Origin of the sequence: Kitasatospora sp. Root107, from assembly GCF_001424875.1 — a bacterium.
Classification (GTDB): domain Bacteria; phylum Actinomycetota; class Actinomycetes; order Streptomycetales; family Streptomycetaceae; genus Kitasatospora.
This window is the reverse complement of sequence record NZ_LMCT01000010.1, coordinates 26,088-47,260: the sequence shown is the minus strand read 5'-3', so window position 1 is coordinate 47,260 and position 21,173 is coordinate 26,088. Positions and strand designations below refer to the sequence as shown.

General features: G+C 71.5%; 21 protein-coding genes. All 21 read right to left on the bottom strand.

Annotation, left to right across the window (positions count from 1 at the left end):
* Positions 1–34: 34 nt before the first annotated feature.
* Positions 35–571, bottom strand: a complete 537-nt coding sequence (gene pyrE / locus ASC99_RS09905; RefSeq protein ID WP_057230348.1) for an orotate phosphoribosyltransferase — start codon at positions 569–571, stop codon at positions 35–37.
* A gap of 27 nt (positions 572–598) precedes the next feature.
* Complete coding sequence (locus ASC99_RS09900) at positions 599–1,477, bottom strand: SRPBCC domain-containing protein (RefSeq protein ID WP_082598227.1); 879 nt, start codon at positions 1,475–1,477, stop codon at positions 599–601.
* 69 nt (positions 1,478–1,546) lie between these two features.
* On the bottom strand, positions 1,547–3,184 hold the full coding sequence (locus tag ASC99_RS09895; protein WP_369824209.1) for a spermidine synthase: 1,638 nt from the start codon (positions 3,182–3,184) through the stop codon (positions 1,547–1,549).
* Positions 3,185–3,263: 79 nt separating this feature from the next.
* A complete protein-coding gene (locus ASC99_RS09890) occupies positions 3,264–3,833 on the bottom strand; it encodes a DUF2617 family protein (RefSeq protein ID WP_057230344.1) in 570 nt (189 codons plus the stop codon).
* 346 nt (positions 3,834–4,179) lie between these two features.
* Positions 4,180–5,655, bottom strand: a complete 1,476-nt coding sequence (locus ASC99_RS09885) for an aldehyde dehydrogenase (protein WP_057230342.1) — start codon at positions 5,653–5,655, stop codon at positions 4,180–4,182.
* 28 nt (positions 5,656–5,683) lie between these two features.
* The gene (locus ASC99_RS09880; protein ID WP_235502551.1) at positions 5,684–6,577 is read right to left on the bottom strand and encodes an isocitrate lyase/phosphoenolpyruvate mutase family protein; all 894 of its coding nucleotides are present in this window, start codon (positions 6,575–6,577) and stop codon (positions 5,684–5,686) included.
* A gap of 62 nt (positions 6,578–6,639) precedes the next feature.
* Positions 6,640–7,221, bottom strand: coding sequence for a thiamine pyrophosphate-dependent enzyme (locus tag ASC99_RS09875; RefSeq protein WP_057230340.1), 582 nt, complete (start codon positions 7,219–7,221; stop codon positions 6,640–6,642).
* Positions 7,221–7,745 (bottom strand): thiamine pyrophosphate-binding protein, encoded by a 525-nt coding sequence (locus ASC99_RS09870; protein ID WP_057230337.1) that lies wholly within the window; start codon positions 7,743–7,745, stop codon positions 7,221–7,223. The genes ASC99_RS09875 and ASC99_RS09870 overlap by 1 nt, the downstream gene beginning before the upstream one ends.
* 23 nt (positions 7,746–7,768) lie before the next feature.
* On the bottom strand, positions 7,769–9,079 hold the full coding sequence (locus ASC99_RS09865; RefSeq protein WP_057230336.1) for an acetyl-CoA carboxylase biotin carboxylase subunit family protein: 1,311 nt from the start codon (positions 9,077–9,079) through the stop codon (positions 7,769–7,771).
* Positions 9,079–10,122, bottom strand: coding sequence for a hypothetical protein (locus tag ASC99_RS09860; protein ID WP_057230334.1), 1,044 nt, complete (start codon positions 10,120–10,122; stop codon positions 9,079–9,081). The genes ASC99_RS09865 and ASC99_RS09860 overlap by 1 nt, the downstream gene beginning before the upstream one ends.
* Before the next feature lie 48 nt (positions 10,123–10,170).
* Complete coding sequence (locus ASC99_RS09855; protein ID WP_057230332.1) at positions 10,171–11,028, bottom strand: TauD/TfdA family dioxygenase; 858 nt, start codon at positions 11,026–11,028, stop codon at positions 10,171–10,173.
* Positions 11,029–11,073: 45 nt separating this feature from the next.
* Positions 11,074–11,469, bottom strand: coding sequence for a hypothetical protein (locus ASC99_RS09850; protein WP_057230331.1), 396 nt, complete (start codon positions 11,467–11,469; stop codon positions 11,074–11,076).
* On the bottom strand, positions 11,469–12,821 hold the full coding sequence (locus ASC99_RS09845) for a cation:proton antiporter (protein WP_057230329.1): 1,353 nt from the start codon (positions 12,819–12,821) through the stop codon (positions 11,469–11,471). The genes ASC99_RS09850 and ASC99_RS09845 overlap by 1 nt, the downstream gene beginning before the upstream one ends.
* Complete coding sequence (locus tag ASC99_RS09840) at positions 12,814–14,139, bottom strand: sulfate adenylyltransferase subunit 1 (RefSeq protein WP_057230327.1); 1,326 nt, start codon at positions 14,137–14,139, stop codon at positions 12,814–12,816. Before ASC99_RS09840 ends, ASC99_RS09845 begins: the two co-directional genes overlap by 8 nt.
* A 2-nt stretch (positions 14,140–14,141) precedes the next feature.
* Positions 14,142–15,062: a sulfate adenylyltransferase subunit CysD gene (gene cysD / locus ASC99_RS09835; RefSeq protein WP_057230325.1), complete on the bottom strand. Its 921-nt coding sequence runs from the start codon at positions 15,060–15,062 to the stop codon at positions 14,142–14,144.
* Complete coding sequence (gene cysC, locus ASC99_RS09830; protein WP_235502549.1) at positions 15,059–15,631, bottom strand: adenylyl-sulfate kinase; 573 nt, start codon at positions 15,629–15,631, stop codon at positions 15,059–15,061. The genes cysD and cysC overlap by 4 nt, the downstream gene beginning before the upstream one ends.
* The gene (locus ASC99_RS38400; RefSeq protein WP_157531460.1) at positions 15,628–17,628 is read right to left on the bottom strand and encodes an inositol monophosphatase family protein; all 2,001 of its coding nucleotides are present in this window, start codon (positions 17,626–17,628) and stop codon (positions 15,628–15,630) included. The genes cysC and ASC99_RS38400 overlap by 4 nt, the downstream gene beginning before the upstream one ends.
* Complete coding sequence (locus tag ASC99_RS09820) at positions 17,594–18,787, bottom strand: MFS transporter (protein ID WP_057230322.1); 1,194 nt, start codon at positions 18,785–18,787, stop codon at positions 17,594–17,596. The genes ASC99_RS38400 and ASC99_RS09820 overlap by 35 nt, the downstream gene beginning before the upstream one ends.
* Before the next feature lie 118 nt (positions 18,788–18,905).
* Positions 18,906–19,952, bottom strand: a complete 1,047-nt coding sequence (pyrB, locus tag ASC99_RS09815; RefSeq protein ID WP_057230320.1) for an aspartate carbamoyltransferase — start codon at positions 19,950–19,952, stop codon at positions 18,906–18,908.
* A 91-nt stretch (positions 19,953–20,043) separates the two neighbouring features.
* Positions 20,044–20,253 (bottom strand): hypothetical protein, encoded by a 210-nt coding sequence (locus ASC99_RS09810; RefSeq protein WP_057230319.1) that lies wholly within the window; start codon positions 20,251–20,253, stop codon positions 20,044–20,046.
* A 40-nt stretch (positions 20,254–20,293) separates the two neighbouring features.
* The gene (locus ASC99_RS09805; protein WP_057230318.1) at positions 20,294–21,166 is read right to left on the bottom strand and encodes a TauD/TfdA family dioxygenase; all 873 of its coding nucleotides are present in this window, start codon (positions 21,164–21,166) and stop codon (positions 20,294–20,296) included.
* Between the last annotated feature and the right edge of the window lie 7 nt (positions 21,167–21,173).

The following is a 21,173-nucleotide window of genomic DNA, read 5'->3' as shown; positions in this document are numbered from 1 at the left end:
ACGTGAAACACCGGGCGTCCGTGCTGTCGGACCGTCAGAGACCGAGGTCGTCCAGGGTGTAGGCGGTGATGTACGGCAGGCCGGCCGACTCGATCGCCGGGGCCGCACCGCGCTCCACGATCACCGCGACACCGACCACCTCGGCGCCCGCCTCGCGGAGCGCCTCGACCGCGGTGAGCACCGAGCCGCCGGTGGTGGAGGTGTCCTCGACCGCCAGCACCCGGCGGCCCTTCACGTCCGGGCCCTCGATCCGGCGCTGCAGGCCGTGCGCCTTGCCCTCCTTGCGGACCACGAAGGCGTCCAGCTTCCGGCCGCGCGCGGCGGCGGCGTGCAGCATCGCGGCCGCCACCGGGTCGGCGCCCAGGGTCAGCCCGCCGACCGCGTCGAACTCCAGCTCGGCGGCGGCGTCCAGCATGACCTTGCCGACCAGCGGCGCCGCCTCGGCGTCCAGCGTGATGCGGCGCAGGTCGACGTAGTAGTCGGCCTCCAGCCCGGAGGAGAGGGTGACCTTGCCGTGCACGACGGCCTTGTCCTTGATCTGCGCCAGCAGGGCGTCGCGGTCGTTGCTCATGGGCGTTGAGTCTACGGGGAGGGGGGTTCAGCGCTTTCGCAGGGCGCGGACCAGCACCACGGCGCCGCCGATCAGCGCGACTCCGCCGCCGATCATCCAGGGCAGCGCGGTGCGGTCGTGCTGCGGCAGCTGCTCGGGGCCGCTCCAGCGGGTCGCGGCCCTGGCCCGGGCGCTGCGGGCGGGCAGCGCGGGGGCGTACCGGCCGCGCGGCGGCGCGTGGTCCACCTCCTCGGCGGACCGGCCGACGATGCTGCGCCGGACCGGCCCGCTGCCGCTGTCGCCGGTCAGGTACTCCAGGGCCGGGTCCTCGACGGGCTGCCGGGTCGGCTCGGCAGGCTCGACCGGCTCGGCGGGCCCGGTCGGCTCGTCGCCGAACGCGATCAGGTCGGCCAGGTCGTCGTCCAGCTCGGTGGAGAAGCCGGCCGCGTGGTCCTCCAGGTAGAGCACGGTGGCGGCCTCCGGTTCGGCGCCGCTCACCTCGGCCGCCAGGTCGTTGGCGAACCGGTCCAGCAAGCGGCGGCCCGCCGTGCCCAGGGCCACCGCGTCGAACTCGGCCAGCCGCCCGGTGGCGGTCAGGTCGGCGGTGAAGTGCAGCGCGCTGCCGGCGTCGTCCGCGCCGGGCTGCACCGAGATCCGCACCGTCGCGGTCACCTCGCCACTGCCCCGGGACTCCTGGCCCTCGGCCAGTGCGGTCAGCACACCCTCGCGGCCCTCGATCAGTGAGAGCACACCCTTGTACGTGATGGTCGAGCCACCGATCCGCAGCCGCAGCCGCCCGGCCAGCTCGTCACCGGCGGCCTCGGCCTCGATGCTCAGGCCGGGGACGCAGCGCACCAGCAGATCCCGGTCCCGCAGCGCCTGCTGGACGACGGTGGCCGGCAGCTGGACGACAACCTCATGCTCCATGCCCGCGAGCCTACCGACCCGGCCCCCGGACGGAGAGCATCCGGTCAGGTCGATCTGCTCCACGCCCGTTCAGTCCAGCAGGCTGCGCGGCTCCGGCACCCGCTCGGGGCGCTGCGCGGCGAGTCGGCCGGCGGCGCCGAGCAGGCTCTCGGTGGTGAGCGAGCGGGTCGGGGCGGCCAGCGCCAGCCTCGGCGGGGTCCGGGCGGCCAGCACGAAGGTCTCAGGACTGCGGGGCCCGGCCGGGCAGCTCCGGGTGCCGTCGGCGGCGGCGTACGGGACGGTGTGCAGCCCGACCGCCCGGACGGTGGCCTCGGTGGACCAGACGGTGTCGGTACGGACCACCAGCCGCCCGCCGGGCGCCAGCGCCCTGGCCGCCAGACCGTAGAACTCCCGGGAGTCGTACGGCAGTCCGCGCAGGGTGGAGAGCACCACGTCGTACGAGCCCGCGCTGCGCAGCCAGTGCAGCGGCTCGGCGGTCACCAGCCGGACCCTGGGGTCCTCGAGCGAGCGGCGGCTGAGGGCGGACAGCGCCGCGTCCCGGCGGACCAACTCCGGTACCGCCGGATCGAGTTCGACCACCGTGACGTCCCGGACAGCGGCCTGCCCGAGCACCTCGCGCAGTGCCATGCCGTCCCCGCCACCGAGCAGCAGCACCCGGCCGACCGGTCCGCTGCCGAGCGCGGGGTGCACCAGGGCCTCGTGCTCCCGGTACTCGTCGGGGCCGCACACCGTCAGCCGCCCGTTCAGGTAGAGCTCCAGCGGCGCGCGCTGTGGCGGCACCCGGGCCTCAGGATCGGAGCCGGTGGCGGACCCGGTGAGCACGATCTCCTGGTGTCTGCTCTGGATCGCCAGCCGGACCTGCGCGCCGTACAGCGCGTTCCGGGCGGCCCGTTCGATCACACCGGTGAAGGCGGCGGCCACCGCGAGCACCACCAGGACCAGGCCGCAGCCGGCCCAGAGCAGCAGTCTGGTCCGGGGCGAGGGCTCGTCCCGGAACAGCCAGAGCACCACGGCGGCCCCGGCCACCGCGTTCACCGCGCCGGTCAGCAGCGCCCCGCTGGTCTGGCCGAGCAGCGGCAGCAGCAGAAACGGGAAGGCCAGCCCGCCGACCAGCGCGCCGACGTAGTCGGCGGCGAACAGGTCGGCGGCGGCCCGGCCCGCGTCCTCCCGGCGGATCCGCTGGATCAGGGTCATCAGCAGCGGGATCTCGGCGCCGATCAGCACCCCGATCAGGAAGGTGGTGCCGACCACCCCGGCCATCGTGGCACCGTACCGGTCCAGCCAGGCCCAGGCGGAGTAGAGCAGCAGGACGGAGAGCCCGCCGGTCAGCGCGAGCGCACACTCGACCAGCGCGAAGGAGGTGGCGGGGCGGCGGGTGAGCCGTTTGGCGGAGAGCGAGCCGACGCCCATCGCGAACACCATCACGGACAGCACGACCGAGGTCTGGGTCATCGGGTCGCCGATCAGATGTCCGCCCAGCGCCACCAACTCGAGTTCGTACACCAGGCCGCAGGCCGCACAGACGAAGGCCGCGAGCAGTACCAGCAGCCGGGCCGGCCGGGCCCGGCCCCGGCCCCGGCCCGGCCGACGGCGGTCGCGGCCACCGGCGGCGCCCCGGGCCCGGACCGCGCGGGCACCGATCCCGGCCAGTCCGGCCAGGTCCTCGGTGCTCGGCTGGACGGGCTGGCCCGCCGGATGGTTGATCACGAACAAACGCTAGGCGAGGTGGGGGGCCGACCGCTGCGCCCATTCGACGGACAGGGCCGTGCACTGAATTGACGTTTCATCAACATGGGCTACCACCACTCGGGTCCGGCTCGGACGGACTTCCGAAGACCGTCAGTGAGGACCGGGTGCAGACCAGTCGGCCCTCCTGCGGATAGGCGTGCCAGGTCCGCCAGTTCACCCGGCGCTCGTCGCCGTTGGCGACCAGCGCGGTGAAGGCGCTCGGGTCGCCGGGGAACACCCCGGCCAGTGCACTCGGATGGCCCTCGACCAGGGCCAGCAGCTCCTGCGCGCGTGCGGCGAAGACGTGCGGCGGCAGCTCCTCGATCCGGGCCGCGAACTCGTACTCCCAACCGCCGACCTGTTCGGCCACCCGGGCGGGCAGCGGGGTGCGGCGGCCGGGCAGGCAGGCCACCGTCTCCAGGCACTCGCCGGGGCCGGCCGCCAGGATCACCTGGTGGGAGGCCCCGAGCAGTCTCAGTTGCAGTGTCCCGCCGGAGAGCCGGCCGGTGCCGAGGCGGTCGAGTCTCAGGTCGCGCACCGCGAGCGCGGGCAGCGGACTGCCGCCCAGGCACCAGGCCAGGTCACCGGCCCGGGTGTCCGTGTAGGAGGTCTGCAGTGTGGTGAGCATGCTGGGCTCCGCGTTTCAGCTCCGTGCGCGCCCGCCGTCAGCATCCGGCCCGGCACGGTGGCGGGGCTGTTCGAGGCTGTGCGGTCCCTGGCGCGGCCGACCGTGGAAGGAAGGATTCCGGCTGGAGATTCAGCAGCAGAGAAGCACGAATTCTCCGGGTCCGTCAGGGATTTACCCAGCTTTGCCCGGCATTCACCGTTCCGGTAGCACTCTCCTTCTGGGTGTGATCGCCCCGGTGCATGACTCTGTCCGGCGCACGCCCCTCTCACCGGGGCGCGCGCCGTGCACCACGGTCGTACGCCGGGGTGCGCCAACCCGCCCTCGCCGCAGCGGGCGGGCTGGGCCCTCAGTAGCGGATGCAGGCGGTGCGCCACTCCGTGTAGAAGTCCCAGACCTGCGGCGAGCATTCGGCCGGGCCGTACTGGGACTGCTTCGTGCCGATGTGGGGCATGTGCGGGTAGGCACCCACGCCCGGACGGTTGACATGGAGCATGCCCGCGTCGACCCGCTCCAGGGCCTCGAAGGCGAGCGAGGCGTCGGCGGTGAAGACGGCCGCCGCCATGCCGTAGCGCACGGAGTTGACGATGCGCAGGCCGTCGTCGAAACCATCGCACTCGATCACCGAGAGGACCGGGCCGAAGATCTCCTCCTGGGCGATGTAGCTTTCAGGGCGGACGCGGTCCAGCACCGTCGGAGACATGAACCAGCCGTCCGGAACACCCTCCGTGCGGCGCTCGCCGCCAGTCACTGCGACCGCGCCCTCCGCGAGCGCGTGCCGGGTGCCGTCGAGGCAGGCCTGCAGCCGGCCCTCGCTGACCACCGGCCCGACCTGCGAGCCGTCGTCCAGGCCGCTGCCCACCTGCAGCGCGGCCGCGCGCTCGGCGAGGCGGTGTACCAGCTCGTCGTGGACCGCGCGGTCCACGACGACGCGGCTGGTCGCGGAGCAGCGCTGCCCCGCCTGTCCGAAAGCGCCTGCCACGATCGCGTCGGCCGCCAGGTCGAGATCGGCGTCGGCGAGCACCAGAGCGGCGTTCTTGCCGCCCATCTCCAGCTGGGTGCGCAGGAAGCGCGGCGCACCCGCGGTGTGGATGGCCCGGCCCACCTCGACCGAGCCGGTGAACGAGATCCCGGCCACGGCAGGGGCCTTGACCAGGGTCTCGCCCACCTCGCGCCCGCCGTGCACCAGGTTCAGCACGCCGCCCACGGCGCCGGCCGCCACGAAACACTCCACCAGCAGCGAGGCGGTGAGCGGGGTGAGCGGGGAGGGCTTGAGGACAGCGGTGCAGCCGGAGAGCAGGGCGGGCGCGACCTTCCACGCGGGGATCGCGAGCGGGAAGTTCCACGGCGTGACCAGCCCGACGACGCCGATGGGCTCGCGCCGCGTCAGCGCCAGGGTGCGTGGGTCGTCGGCGGGCAGGGTGGTGCCGCCGAGGCGCCGGCCCTCGCCCGCCGTGTACTCCAGGAGCGAGACGGTGCGGTCGACCTCGCCGCGCGCCTCCCGCAGCAGCTTGCCCTGCTCGCGGGTGATCGCCTCGGCGAACTCCTCGCGGCGTTCGGCGAGGAGGCGGGCGGCGCGCAGCACGATCTCTCCACGCCGGATCGGACCGAGCGATCGCCAGGCCGCCAGCGAGCTTTCCGCGGATGCGACCGCTGCCAGCACGTCAGCGGGGCCGGAATCGGGGCTTCGGCTGACGAGTTCCGCGAGGTCGCCGGGGTTGCGGTTCTCCTGGGTGCGGGCCGACTCGGCGTCACACCACTGGTCCGCGATGAAATTGCGAACGTCCGCGACGACACGGCTGCCGGCGGTTCGGCGAGGCTCCATCATGATCCTTTCTCTCGGTCGGTCGGGATCAGCCGAGGGCGGAGTACGTGGCGGTCAGCTCGTCGTGACGGTTCTGGCGGGCGAGCAGCTCGTCCACTTTCTGCAGGGCGAAGATGTCCTTGAGGGAGGCGATGGAGCCCTCCACCGCAGAGGTCGAACCGGAGCCACCGATCTGGGCGAGGACGTCGCGCATCGCGGTGATCGAGGCGCGCAGCCCCTGGTTGGCGTAGATCACCCCACCGAAGCCGTGCTCGGTCAGCTCGGTGGCGGTCACCTGGGGGTAGGTGGTGGGCACGACGACGACGGGCAGCACGCCCTGGTACGCCTCGCGGAAGGCGAAGACCTCCTCGGGGGTGGCGCGCTTGGAGTGGATCAGCAGCGCGTCGGCGCCGGCGGCCTCGTAGACCACCGCGCGGCGCAGCGCCTCCTCGAGCCCGGCGCCGGCGATGAGGGCCTCGATTCGGGCGACGACGACGAAGTCCTTGTCGCGGCGGGCCTCCTTCGCGGCGGTGATCTTCGCGGCGAAGTCACCGATGGGGGCAAGGTCCTGGTTGCCCTCGACGAAGCTGTTCATCTTGGGGAACTGCTTGTCCTCGATGCAGACGCCGGCCAGGCCACGGGACTCGTAGGAGCGGACCATGTGGACCACGTTGCCGACGCCGCCGAAGCCGGAGTCGCAGTCGGCCAGCACCGGGATGTCCACGGCGCCGGCGATCTCGTCGGCGGCCTCCAGACACTCGGCCATGGAGAGGATGTTCGCGTCCGGCAGCGCGCGGGCGGCGGAGATCTCCAGACCGCTGGCCCAGATCGCCTCGAAGCCCGCCTCCTCGCCAAGCTTGGCGCTCAGCGCACTGTGCGCGCCCATGAAGCGGGTGATCGCGGAGCCGTTGAGTGCGTCGCGCAGTGCACGGGTCTTCGACACGGTGATTCTCCTTCAGGAGGAAGTTGGGAAGTTCGGTGGGGGCGGAGGAAGTTGGCGGAGCGTCAGAGCGTCGGGCGGTTGGCCGCCGCTCGGACGCGCGCGACGATCTCCTGCGGGGTGTGCGTCACGCGCCGGCCGGGGCCGTCGGCGCGCGGTCCGGTGATCGCGTGCAGCAGGGCCGGCGCGGCGGTCAGGTCGGCCGCGCTCAGCTCGGCGGAGGTCTCGACGCGGACGGCACTGCGGTAGCCCGCCGCCAGGGCCAGCGCCACGAAGTCGGAGCGCTGCACGGTGGCCTGACCACCCGTGCTCTCGTGCATGCCGTTGTCGACGACCACGTGCAGCAGCTTCGTGCCGGAGGCGGCCACCAGCGGCAGCACGCTGAGGTTCATCAGCAGCGAGCCGTCGCCGTCCAGAGCGATCACGGTGCGGTCGGGCCGGGCAAGGGCCAGGCCGAGCGCGACCGGTGCCGACATGCCCATCGAGCCGACCAGGTAGAAGTTCTCCGGCCGATCCGCCGCGTTGAACAGCTCGCGGCTGGTGAACCCGCAGGTGGAGACGGTCAGGGCGTCCGGGTGGCGGGCGAGCATCTCCCGTACGACCTCGGAGAGGCTGAGCGAGGGGGTGGTGAGCAGCGGTGCGGGCATCAGATGCCTTCCCGGACGATGAGCACGCTGCAGCGCTGCTCCTTGTCCATCTGGTCGATCGCGGTGGAGACGGAACCGGCCGGGTCCGTGGGGTCCAGGACGGTGTGGGGCAGCCGGAACAGGTCGAGCAGGTTCAGGAGTTCGGCGCCGATCACGTCGTGCTCGACGGCGTCGTTGCCGTCGTGGCCGCGCCAGCTGACGATCAGCAGCACCGGCACGTCGTAGATGAGGTTGAGGGAGGTGATGACGTTCAGGCTGTAGCCGAGCCCGGAGTTCTGCATCAGGACCACGGCCCGCTCGCCGGCCACGACCGCCCCGGAGGCGATGCCGATGGCGCTGTCCTCGCGCGGTGCGGGGACGTAGCGCAGACCGGCCAGCCGGGCGTCGTCGCCCGGCTCCTCCAGCAGCCGGAACGCACCCGTCAGCAGGCTGCAGGGGACTCCGGTCGCAAGGGTGTAGCCATGGTCCACCAGGCTGTGCAGCAGATCGCGGGCGGTCGTCGAACCCGCGGTGGTGGTGTGCATGTTGACCTTTCGTCGGACAGGTGTCAGTGGGGGGCGGTCGAGAAGGAGACGGGACTGCCGTCGACAGGTGAGACGAACTCGGCCCGGAACGCGTCCGTCACCCGCTCCGCCGTGGCCAGGCAGGACTGCACGTCGTCACCGGTCACCAGGAACGTCAGGACGCTGTACGGGCGGTCCGGGTGCAGCTCGGCGCCGGGGGCGAAGCGGGTCTTGCAGAAGACCAGCTCCGGGAAGCGTGCGAGCAGCTCCTCGCGGGCGGTCTGGCGGACCAGTGTCGCGGCCTGCGCGGGCGGCGGCACCGTGCGGTGCAGCGCGAACCTGACGCTGCGGTAGTCGCCCTCGGTGGGGCGGCCGAGTGCCAGGCGCATGATGTCGGCCTCGATGTCGGTCCCGCTGCAGGCCCGGAGCAGGTGGCCCATCGGGCCGCCCAGCCGGGCGTTGAGCTCGATGCAGGCCGGGCCGTCCGGGGTGAGCTTGAGCTCCAGGTGGGTGGCGCCCCAGCGGATGCCCATGGCCTCGACGACCCGGGTGGCGTGGTCGAGCACCTGACGCTGCCGGTCGGCGGGCAGCGAGGTGGGGACCACGTGGCCGGTCTCCACGAAGCCGTGCTGCGGGAGCTTGTCGGTGATGCCCACGTGTGTGACGCGGCCGTCCTCGACCAGCGACTCGACACTGATGTAGTCGCCGAACCCGTCCTCCTCGTACCAGCGGTCGCCCACCAGCAGCTGCTCCAGGACGAAGAGCGGCTCCGGGTCGAAGAGCGGGGACTGGCGGTAGGCCACCACGGCCTCGCGCAGCCGTCCGCGCAGCTCGCCCTCGTCGCGCACCTTGCTCACCAGGAAGCTGGCGGCGCCGTGCACCGGCTTCAGCACGGCGGGGAAGCCCACCTCGGCGATCGCCGCCGGCACGTCCGCCTCGCCGGCGATCGCGTGGAAGCGGATCTTCTCGACGCCCGCCTCGTGCAGGCGACGGCGCTGCGCGAGCTTCGACTGGGCGATGCGGACCGTCTGCGGCGGGTTGCCGGGCAGGCCGAGGCGCTGCTGGGCCTCGGCCTGGACCACGATCAGCGCCTCGCTGAAGGTGACCACGCCGTGCACGGGCCGACGGGTGTGGAGGTCCACCAGCAGGTCGGGGATGCGCAGGTGGTCAGCGGTGGCCAGCCACTCGCCGTCGAAGGAGCCGCTCCACTGGGCCCGCAGCTGCTCGACCGCGGCGGCCGGGGTGGCGCCCTCGAACCAGGCGACGCTGACCTCGGAGGTCACCGCGGCGGCCGCCGTCAGGGCGGCGTCCGGCGAGATGCCCCCGGCGCCCAGCAGGAGGACCAGATGGGCCATCAGGCACCTGCCGGCGCGGTGCGGGTGAGCGTGGGGAGCAGGACCTCGGTGACCAGGCGGGTCATGTCCTGCTCGTTGTGCGGGTCGACGAGCTGGACGCCCATGCCGCGGCCCACCCGCTCGCGGGCGGCCATCACGTTGCGGTGCGGCACGCCGTGCACCGGCGGGATGGTGATGTCGTTCTGGGCCAGCCAGGTGTCCGCGCCGAGCGAGGCCATGGTGTCCGAGGGCACCAGGACCAGCGCGCGGGCCGCGGCGACCAGGCCGGGGTCGCGCAGGATGTTCGGGATGCCCGCACCCCACAGGTCGCCGCCGAGCTCGGCGATGATGATCTCCGCGCCCTCCTCGGTCAGCCGGCCCACCAGATGCCGGGCGGCGCCGACCACGGCCTCGGCCGAGTGGCCGTAGGTGGTGGCCAGGCCCGCGTCGACAAAGTCGGCGGCGCAGTGCGCGCCGGCGTCCGCGAGGGTGAGCAGGTCGCGCAGCCGGCCGGTGCCGGCCAGCTTCGTGACACCCACCCGCATGCCGTGTCGGGTGGCCAGGTGGTTGACCAGGGCCGCGGCGAAGGTGGTCTTGCCGACCTCGGCGGCGGTGCCGCCGATGAACACCACGGGGGTGTCGGCGACCGAGGGTGCGGACTGCGTCTCAAGGCGCACCACCCGGCCGGCCTCGTCGGCGGCCAGGCCCACGAGTTCCAGGGCGGTCGCGGTGCCGAGCGAGGCCGGGGAGGAGGCCGCGATGCCGATGACGCCGCCGACGGCCATCAGGTCCGCGGGAGTGCCGGCCTTGACGGCCAGGCCGCCCTCGGGCAGCCCGCCGTAGATCGAGGTGGTGGAGTGGCGGTCGCCCAGCACGCCGACGATCTCGTCGCCGACCCGGATCCGGACGTCCCGGCCGTGGGTGTTCTCGACCGCCCGATAGGCGCCCACCTTCACGACCCGGGCGATGACCAGATCGCCCGCCCGCCCAGTGCCTTCGACGGCCGTCAGCCGCTCGGGGAGCGCCTGCGCTCCACGCGTACAACTCGCGATGACTGTGCTCATGACCCGTTCCAGATAAGAGTGTTGATGTGTTGTCGGAGGCAGGCGCGGTTATTCGATGTTGACGCTCCAGATGGCGCGCGGATTCACCGACTGGGCTCCGTCGGCGTCCGTGCGCACCGCCACCACCTCCTGGCGGCCGTGGCCGTAGCGGTCGTTGTCGATCACCACGACGTCACCGGCGGCCATCACGTACACCTGCTGGACCGCGGGGTCGTTGGCCGTGTCCTTGAAGCGGTCGACCGCCTCGAACCAGCGCTCCCCGCCCTTGATGGATTCGGCGGCCTTGTGCAGTCGGCCGACGTCCTGCGGCAGGCGGGCGGCGTAGTCGTCCAGGGCCGGGGTGCGCCGCGGGGTGCCCGGGACGTACAGGAAGGGCAGCTCGGACGGGTCCTCGTCCAGGTGCGAGGCGGGGAAGCTCATCGCGTAGCCGGTCAGCACGCGCAGGTCCTCGACCCAGTGCTCGGGGTAGCGGACCCGCATCTCGCGCAGCACGTCCCCCCAACGCACGATCAGGGACTCGCCGTTGAAGCCGCGCTCGAAGTCCTGCCAGCCCGCGTCGGCCATCAGCATGGCCAGGTGCAGCGGGCGGCGGCGGGCGAAGGAGCGCCCCGAGTGCATCGGCAGCGAGCCGGACTTCTCCTGGACGCGCTCGACCCCCTCGGACTGCGGGGCGCGGCAGCGCACGATGTTGATCGCGGGGTGCAGAGCGTAGGCCGCGTTGGTCGAGCCGGCCGCGTAGTTGGGGCACAGCTCGCCGAGCCGCGACAGCAGGCCGATGTACTGGTCGACATCGAGCGGGAAGTTGCGCAGGTAGGCGAGCCGGTGCTCGGCGACCGAGGCGATGGTGGCCTGCTCGATCTGATCCGGCGTCAGGCCGGTGCAGTCGAGCGTCAGGTTCTCGAACATGGTATCAACTCCCGGAAAATAACGCAGAGTTCGGGTGGCGGAAGGTCAGTCGGCCAGGACCAGGCCGTGCTCCGCAAGTAGTGCCAGCAGTGCGTCGGCGGACGGGGCCGGGATGCCGGGGCCGGCCGCGGGCAGCTCCAGGAAGGCAGTGCCCGCGCGCTGGTGGCGGGCTCGGGCCGCATCCCGCTCCGTCGGGCCGGCGGCGGACAGCACGACCGCGAGGATCCCGTTGCGGGCGAGGATCTCGGCCACCAGGCCGATCCGTTCGGCGGCCGCGTGCGGGTGCTCGCAAGGGACACCCGCGTCCTCGGCGTCGAGCACCTCCACCCGGCGGTGCTGGTCGGCGCGCAGCCGCATCGCGAGGTCCTCGGCCATCGCGTGCCGTGCGGGGCCGTCGAGCCACAGGGTGGCACCCGGCAGGCAGGTGCAGACGGTGTCCATCAGGAGCCCACCTCGACCGGTTCGGGCCGCCGATCGGCGACGGGCGGGCCAGGGAGGGTCGTACGGGAGAGGAGGCCGCGGTCGATCGCGTGCTCCAGCCACGAACCGGCCATCAGCGAGGTGATGACGGCGGTGAGGACGAGGGTGGTGAAGAGGGTCGCGCTGATGATGCCCGCGTCGTACGAGAGCGTGGCCAGCACGATCCCCGGTCCGCCGCGGGCGTTCATCGCGACGGCCAGGTTCACCGAGTCGGCGGGCGAGCGCCGCGCCCAGCGGGCACCCGCGTACACGCTCGCCGCTTTGACCACGCAGGCGAACACGATGAAGAGCAGTGTGAACAGCGGCGCGAAGGAGTGGACGAGGTCCAGCTTCAGGCCGACGACGGCGAAGTAGACCGGGATGAAGAACCCGGTCGCGAAGCCGCTGATGGCCTTGGCCGGCTCGCTTCCCGCGGCCCCCGGCGGGCGCCCCCAGCCGGCCATCAGGCCGACGACGAAGGCGCCGTACATCGGTGTGATGCCGAGGAAGAGGCAGCTGCCCGCCGCCGCGAGGACCAGCGAGAGCTGGACCGCGATCCGGCTGGTGGGCCGGTCCTCGTCCTTGGCCCGCGGGCCGACGGCGAGGATCCTGCGGACGACGGTGCCCACCGTGGCCACCAGGCCGAAGAAGACGACCGAGACCAGCGCGTGGTACGCGGCGGAGCCGTAACCGGAGCCGACACCGAGCAGGGCCGAGGCCCCGAAGGTGTCCTGCCTGCCGTGGGCGACCATGCCGAGGGTGATCGCGATCACCACGTTGAGGACGATGTCCTCCAGGACGGCGACCGAGAGCACCACCCGGGCGAAGGCCGTGTCGGCGATGCCGAGGTCCATCATGATCCGTGAGATCACCGGGATGCTGGTGATCGCCACCGCGCAGGCGATGACCAGCATCAGCGCCGTCCTGTCTCCTGCCCGGCCCATGAACGTGGAGAGGTCGACCGCCCGGACGAGGAACAGCCCGCAGCCGAACGGGACCACCATGCCGACCACCGCGATGATCCCCACCGCGCGGCTGTCCTGCCGGGAGAAGACGGCCCGCATCTGGATGCCCGCGAGGAACATCAGGAGCAGGGTGCCCAGTTGGTAGATCAGCGTCAGACCGGAGAAGGCCGGTCCGGCCTTGGGGAACAGCCAGGCCTGCGCCTGCGGGGCGATCAGGCCGAAGAGCGAGGGCCCGAAGAAGAGGCCGCCAAGGATCTCCCCGATCACCGGGGGCTGGCGGAACCGGGTGAAGAGCCGGCCCATGAAGTGTGCGGCGAGCAGCAGCACCGTGAGCGAGACGAGCAACCGGAAGAGATCGGTATCAGACATGGTGTGGCCAGTCGGGGGTGACGAGCCCGGTGGTACCGACCATGCCGGCCGTGCGGGTGGTGCCGTCGGCCGGATCGATCAGCAGGAACGAGCCCGTGCGCTGGTTGTCCCGGTAGTCGTCGAGGGCCAGTGGCTCGGCGGTGCGCAGCAGCACCTTGCCGATGTCGTTGACCCGCAGCTCCTGAACGTCGGTGTGCTGGTCGAGCCCCCCTTCCTCGATCGGCGCGGTGATGTCGATCCGGCAGGCGATCTCCTTGACGACCGCGCGCACGGTCCGGGTGGTGTGCTTGAGCAGTACCTTGTCGCCGGCCTTGAGCGGGCGGTCGTGCAGGTGGCACACCGTCGCCTCGACGTCCTGGGTGAGCCGGGGCGGCGGACCGGCCGCGAGGAGGTCGCCGCGCGAGATGTCGAGGTCCTCTGCGAGGCGCAGGGTGACCGACTGGCCGACTGACGCGATGTCAGCCGACCTGCCCAGGACGTCGATGCCGCTGATGGTGCCGGTCCGACCGGACGGCAGCACCGTGACGGTGTCGCCGGTGCGCAGCGCCCCGGAGGCCAACTGGCCCGCGTAGCCGCGGTAGTCGTGGAACTCGCCCCGCTGCGGACGGATCACGTACTGCACCGGGAAGCGGGCGGGCGCGTCGGCCGGGTCCGTGTCGACCCGGACGGTCTCCAGGTGCTCCAGCAGGGTCGGTCCGGTGTACCAGTCCATGTGGGTGGACGGCTCTACCACGTTGTCGCCGGCCAGTGCCGAGATCGGCACCGTGACGATGTCATTGACCCCGAGCCGCGCCGCGTAGGCGGTGAACTCCCCGGTGATCTGGGCGAAGACGGCTTCGTCGTAACCGACGAGGTCCATCTTGTTGACGGCGAGGACCACGTGCGGGACCCGCAGCAGCGCGGCGACGGCCGCGTGCCGACGGGTCTGCTCCAGCACGCCGTTGCGGGCGTCGACCAGCACGACGGCGAGCTCGGCGGTGGAGGCGCCGGTGACCATGTTGCGGGTGTACTGCACGTGGCCGGGGGTGTCGGCGAGGATGAACCGGCGCCGGGGGGTGGCGAAGTAGCGATAGGCCACGTCGATGGTGATGCCCTGCTCGCGCTCGGCGCGCAGGCCGTCGGTGAGCAGGGCCAGGTCGGGGCTCTCCTGACCGCGGCGACGGGACGCCTGCTTGACCGCCTCCAGCTGATCGACGAGAACTGACTTGGAGTCATGAAGCAGACGGCCGACCAGAGTTGACTTGCCGTCGTCGACGGAGCCGGCGGTGGCGAAGCGAAGCAGCGAGGTGGCGGTGAGCTCTTCGGTGGTGCTGGTCATGGCTAGAAGTACCCCTCGCGCTTGCGGTCTTCCATGGCGGCCTCGGAGAGCTTGTCGTCGGCCCGGGTGGCACCGCGCTCGGTGAGGCGGCTGGCGGCGATCTCGGCGATCACGTCCGCGATCGCGACGGCGTCGGAGTCGACGGCGCCGGTGCAGGACATGTCGCCGACGGTGCGGTAGCGGATCATGCGGCGCTCGGTCGGCTCGTGCTCCTTCGGACCGCCCCACTCGCCGGCGGTCAGCCACATGCCGCCCCGGGCGAAGACATCGCGCTCGTGCGCGTAGTAGATCTCGGGGAGCTCGATCTTCTCCCGCTCGATGTACTGCCAGACGTCCAGCTCGGTCCAGTTGGAGAGCGGGAAGACCCGGACGTGCTCGCCCACCGCGTGCTTGCCGTTGTAGAGCGACCACAGCTCGGGGCGCTGGCGGCGCGGGTCCCAAGCGCCGAACTCGTCGCGCAGGGAGAAGACGCGCTCCTTGGCGCGGGCCTTCTCCTCGTCGCGGCGGCCGCCGCCGAAGACCGCGTCGAAGCGGTTGCGCTCGATGGCGTCGAGCAGTGGCACGGTCTGCAGCGGGTTGCGGGTGCCGTCCGGGCGCTCGACCAGGCGTCCGTCGTCGATGAAGTCCTGGACGTGCGCGACGTGCAGGGTCAGACCGTGCTCGGCGACCACCCGGTCGCGGTACTCGATGACCTCGGGGAAGTTGTGGCCGGTGTCCACGTGCAGCAGCGAGAACGGCACCGGAGCCGGCCAGAAGGCCTTGAGCGCCAGGTGCAGCATGACGATGGAGTCCTTGCCGCCGGAGAACAGGATCGTCGGACGCTCGAACTCCCCCGCCACCTCGCGGAAGATGTGCACCGACTCCGCCTCGAGGGCGTCCAGATGCGTGGGGTGGAACAGGGGGGTGGGTGTCACGGTGGTCACGCCAGTCCCTTCTCAGTGAGCAGTGTGTGCAGTTGGGCGGCCGATTCGGCGACCGTGCGGTTCTGGGTCTGGAGGCGCAGCTCCGGGTCGGCCGGGGCCTCGTAGGGGTCGTCGATGCCGGTCAGGCCGGAGATCTCGCCGGCGGCCTGCCTGGCGTACAGGCCCTTGACGTCGCGCTCCGAGCAGAGCTCGACGGGGGTGGCGACGTGCACCTCCAGGAAGGCGGTGCCCTCGGAGGCATGGCGCTCGCGGACCGCGGCCCGCGAGTCGGCGTAGGGGGCGATCACCGGGGCGAGGACCTTGACACCGTTGGCGGCCAGCTTCTCGGCGACGAAGCCGATCCGGGTCACGTTGGTGTGCCGGTCCTCCTTGCTGAACCCCAGTCCCTTGGAAAGGAATTCGCGGATCTCGTCGCCGTCGAGCACCTCGACCCGGTGGCCCTCGGCACGCAGCCGCTCGGCCAGCGCGAAGGCCAGCGTGGTCTTGCCGGCACTGGGCAGGCCGGTCAGCCAGACCGTGGCGCCGCGCTCGGTCACGCCGGGCTCGTGTGGGGTGTTGCCGTGGGTCACTGCTGCTCCTGCGTTTCCTGCTGGATCGCCGCCAGCAGCGCCGGGGCGTCGGCGGCCTGGCAGACCAGCAGGTCGGGCAGGTACGGGTCGGCCAGGTTGTAGCGCAGCGGGCTGCCGTCCAGGCGGGAGACGTGCAGTCCGGCGGCGATCGCCACCGCGGCCGGCGCCGCCGAGTCCCACTCGTACTGGCCGCCGGCGTGGATGTACGCCCGCGCCTGGCCGCGGATCACCGCCGCGGTCTTGGCGCCGGCCGAACCCATCCCGACCAGCTCCGCACCGACCCGGTCGGCGACCCTCGCGAGGAAGGCCGGCGGCCGGGAACGGCTGCCGAGGATGCCGAGCTCGCGCGCCGCGGCGGGCGGCGTGGCGGGGGTGGCGGCCGTGGAGAGCGTGATGTCCTGGGCGGGCAGTGCTACGCCCCCCGCCACCAGGCGGCCCCGGGACCAGAGGGCCACATGGACGGCCCAGTCCACGCGTCCGGCCTCGGCGAACTCGCGGGTGCCGTCCAGCGGGTCCACGATCCACACCCGGTCGGCGGTGAGCCGGGCCGGGTCGGCCACGCCCTCCTCGGAGAGCACGGCGTCCAGCGGCCGGTGCTCGGCCAGCTGCGCGACCAGGAACTCGTGCGAGCGGGCATCGCCGAGGTCCTTGAGCGCCCCGGGATCACCGAAGGCGGGCTCGGTGCGCAGTCCGAGGAGCAGGGCGCCGGCCTGCTCGGCGAGGCGGTGGGCCAGCTCGTGGTCGTCGGGGGCGCAGCCCGTGCCGTCGTACGCTGCGCGCGCGGCCCCGGTGGTGGTGGTCACGGTGGTGCTGTCGAAGAGCCGGCGGATCCAGCGCTCCAGCTCCGCCGGGTCGGTGCCCGCGACCACGCCGGAGAGCGGAAGGTGCTCCGGCCGGTACGAGTGCTTCAGCCGCGTGGCTGTGCCGGGTGTGGCCATCCGGTGGCTCAGCACTATCGGGTCGTCCAGCAGGCCGTCGGGCACCTGGACGGTGACCTCGGCGCCGCCGTACACGTGGCCCGGGAAGACGAAGAAGCCGTAGCCCAGGTCGGTGCGGGCGGGGGCGATGAACCGGGTGGCCAGCTCGCCCTCGATGTCCGAGGCCATGTCGAGCGTGTGCAGGTAGGCGCCGGTGCGCAGTTCGGTGGTGCGCACGATGTAGCCGCCGCCGCAGCGCGCCGCCACCTCCATGAAGACCGGGCCGTCCGCGGTCATGATCGCTTCCAGGTGGAAGGTGAGCGACTCGCCGCCGAGCGCCCGGACACACGCGACGGCCCACTCGGCCAGTTCCGGGTCGTCGATCTGGACCGTGCCGTTCGGCTCACCGTTCTCGAAGCGCAGCGGTGTCCCGATGTACCGGGACGGCTGGACGACGACGGCCTCGCCCTCGAAGAGGAAGCCGTCGATGTGCCAGATCGGGCCCTCGACGTACTCCTCGAGCTCGTAGCGTGCCGTGAACCCGGCGCCTTCCTGCTGGCTGCGGGCACGGATGAAGTCGGATGCCTCCTCGACGGTCTCGAAGAGCCGCACGCCCTGGCTTCCGCCCTCGTCCCGCGGTTTGACGATGGTCCTGCCCTGCCACGGTGCGGTTGCGCCGCCGACCGGGTCGAGGGAGTCGGCCGCCAGGTACTGCGGGACCCGGAACCCGGCTGTGGCCAGCGTGTGCTTCATCGCGACCTTGTCGCGGAAGTTGCGCGCGGTCTGCGGCTGCATGCCCGGGACGCCGAACTCGGCCCGCAGCTCCGCGGCAGGCGTGATGAGCAGCTCGTGCCGGGCGATGATCCGGTCGTACGGGGGCTGACCGGCGAGCCAGGGGCGCAGCTGGTCCGCGACCGGAAGCGCCGGATCCCACTCGAACTTCTCGCAGCGGATGTGGTCCGGGATGTTGTCGAGGTACTCACGGGCACCCGCGTAGGCGACCTCGTGGACCGAGTGGTCGATGGCCTGCTCGTAGCCGAGCCGGTCAAACAAGTTCTGGTGAAGGACCAGTATCCGCACCGGTGTTCTCCCTGAGGGTGAAGTGAACGACGGCCCAGGCGGCCACGCCGCACAAGCCCATGAAGACGAAGAGAAGCTCGCGGTCGAAGGAGGCCAGCACCAGGCCGCCTGCCGCCGGTCCCACCCCGAGGCCGAGGTTGCGCAGCGTGGCGGCGCCGAAGTACGTGGCGCGCAGGTCGGGCGGCGCGAGCTCGTCGACCAGCACGCTGACGGTGGGGACGACCAGCACCTCGGCCATGCTGACCAGGACGATCAGCGCGACCAGGCCGGTCTTGCCGAACTGCACGAGCGAGAAGAGCAGGCAGACCACCGCGAACAGCGCGTTGCCCAGGAGGATCGTGCGGCGCGGGCTGAGCCGCTTCGAGATCGCGGTGGCCGGCGGTTGCAGGACGATGACCGCGACCGCGTTCACGGTGAGCAGCACGGAGAAGAACCGCACCCCGTCGGCGAAGCCGAGGTTGATGATCCTGGAGAGATTCGACTCGATCTGGCAGTACGCCAGCGAGAACAGGATCATCGAGATCGTCAGGCCCCGGAACACCCGGTCACCGCCGAGCACCTTGATCGCGCCGGTGAAACTGCGCCGCTCGGACGGCTGGTCGGACAGGCCGAACGCGGTGCCACGGGTGAGCCACCAGAAGGCCGACGCGAAGGCGAGATACGAGCAGCCCGAGATGACGAAGGCCGCTCGGGCGGAGGATACGCCCAGGAAGGCGCCGACCGGCGGGCCGATGCCCACCGCGAAGTTGGTCAGCACATAGCGGTGCCGGAAGAGCGCGGCCCGGCGCTCCTTCGGCAGGCTGTCGGCCATCAGGACCTGGGTGACCGGCCAGAAGATCGCTGACATGACCCCGTAGCAGGCATTCAGCAGGCCGAACGCCACCGGGAATGCCGGAGAACCCGTCAGGAAGGTCGCCGTCAGGAAGAACAGGAGGAAGACCAGGGCGCTTCCGAACAGCCCCACCAGCAGCACCAGCCGCTTGCCGACCCGGTCGGCGAGCACCCCGCTGAAGAATCCCGCGGTGAGCGAGCCGAGCTGGCTGAGCCCGACGATGATGCCGATGACGTACGGCGGGGCATCGATGTTCCGGCTCAGGTAGATCGTCATGAACGGTATGCAGAGGAAGGAGACCAGCTTCAGGGAGAAGGTGCTCGCCATCGTGGCCGAAACGAGTGGGTTCCGGTACGCGGAGAAGTCTCCGCCGGGGAGCCCCGCTTTTGTTGCAACTCTCATTCCATTCCTTGCTGTTCAGGCGCTCAGCAGTTCTGTGGAGTTCTCAGGAAGCGACGTTCCTGTAGAACGGGGCGTCGTCCGGCCCGGTGTAGTCCGGGCGGTACCAGGTCGCCGGACGGAGCGAGCCGGCGACCGCGTCGGCCACGCCGAGCACCGAGGCGAACAGCGCCATCCGCATCGGGATGCCGGCGTCGGTCTGCCGGAAGATCGCCAGCCGCGGGTCGCCGTTGAGATCCGTCGCCAGGTCGTTGGAGCCCGGACGACCGTCGCGCGGCAGCGGGTGCATGATCACCGTGTCCGGGCCGCACACCTGGCTCACCAGCGCCTTGTCGATGCGGAAGTCGTCGCTGTACGGCACCGGCTTGTCCGCGAACCGCTCGGTCTGCAGCCGTGTCGTGTAGACCAGGTCGGCGCCCTTCAGGCCGGTCTGCGGCTGGTTGCTCTGCTCGATCCGGTGGCCCCGGCGCTCGGCCAGCTCCAGCAGCTCCGCGGGCATCCCGAGGGACTCGGGGGCGACGCAGACGATGGTCAGGCCTTCGAAGCGGGAGAGCAGCTTGATCAGCGAGTGCACCGTGCGGCCGTGCCGCAGATCGCCGACCAGGGCGATCCGGCGGCCGTCGATGGTGCTGCCGATCCGCGCGAACTCCCGGTGCAGGGTGAACAAGTCGAGCAGCGCCTGGGTCGGGTGTTCGCCGGCGCCGTTGCCACCGTTGATCACTGGGATGTTGGTGGCCGCGGCGAACTCGTGCACGGCGCTCACCTCGGGGTGGCGCATCACGACCAGGTCGCAGTAGCCGCTGACCACGCGGCTGGTGTCGGCCAGCGATTCGCCCTTGGAGATCGACATGATCTCGGCGCCGGTGGTGCTCGTCACTCCGCCGCCCAGGCGCAGGAAAGCGGACTCGCAGCTGAGCCGGGTCCGGGTGCTCGCCTCGAAGAAGAGACTCGCCATCACCGCACTCTCAAGGACTCGGGTGACCTGTCGACCGCGCGCCACCGGCGTCAGCACCTCCGCGAGTTCGAAGAGCTGCTCCAGTTGCCGGCGGTCGAAGAGATCGCTGGAGAGAATATGCTTTCCGGTGAGTGACATGGCGGATCTGACTTCCTCTGGTGACTCAGCTGCATTCGGGGCACTGCAGGTGTTACGGGGCGCACGATTCCCTGCGGAAACCTGTGCGGATTCAGCGGTGGGCGAGCGCCACCAGCTGCACCGACGAGACGTTCCGCTGCTCGACCTCCTTGAGGGAGGCCACGGCGGTGTCCAGCGACTGGGCGGCGGCGTTGCCCGACCCGCCGATGAGGGCGTCGAGCTCACCCTGGAGCTCGGCGCAGACCGCGACCAGGTCGGCCTGCTCGCCACCGACCGACGAATTGTCAGAAGTACTGTTCACGTTGTCGATCTCCTTGTTTTCCAGATGTACTGACAAGTCGTCAGTGAACCGTGACGCTCCACAGCTCACGATTGTTCGTCCGTGTCTCGCCGTCGACGAGGTACTCCCCGACGATCTTCAGGCGGCCGTGCGCGAAGCGGTGGTTGTCGAGCAGCAGCAGATCGCCGCTCTGCAACGGGAAGCAGGCGAAGAACTGCTCCTCGGCGCTGGCCGCCAGCAGGTAGTCGAGCGACTTCTGGTAAGCCTCGAACTCGGGGATCTGGTCCTTGATGCCCACGATCTTTTCCCGCAGGTCCTGCTTGAGCCGGACACCGACGTCGTAGCGGCCGCGGGAGTCCGCCAGCGGGTAGAGCACCGGCAGGTTGCTGAGCTCCTCGCGGACGTTGTTCGCCTCGAAGGTGATCGGCGTGCCCGACAGCCGGGTGAAGTGCTCCTCGAAGACCTCGCCGTCGCGCTCCGCCAGCCGGTTGAACAGGTCGTACCAGCTGAGCACGACGGACTCGCCGCGCTCGCCGGCCGGCACCTCGCGCCAGCCCGGCTCGACCATCAGCATCGCGAAGTGCGAGGGCCGCGGCGAGCGCCAGGAGCGCGCCGAGTGCGGCCGCAGCCCGCCTGCGACGTAGTGCACCGACTGGGCGCCCTCGGCCTTCTTCTTGTACTTGACCCGGTTGATCTGCGGGTGCGGGTCGGTCTTCGCCAGCGCGCTGAGCGAGGAGTAGTTGCTCAGCGGCTCGCCGAAGCGGCCGAGGAAGTCGAGGTAGCGGTCGGGGTCGAGCGGAAAGTCGCGGACCAGGCAGATCCGGTTCTCCGCCATCGCCTCGCGCGCCTCGGCCGCGATCTCCTCGACCGACTTGTCGGCACCTGACACGTGCTCGTCCTGGATGACCTTGGCCAGCGGGTTCTCTGTGTACATCGTTGTC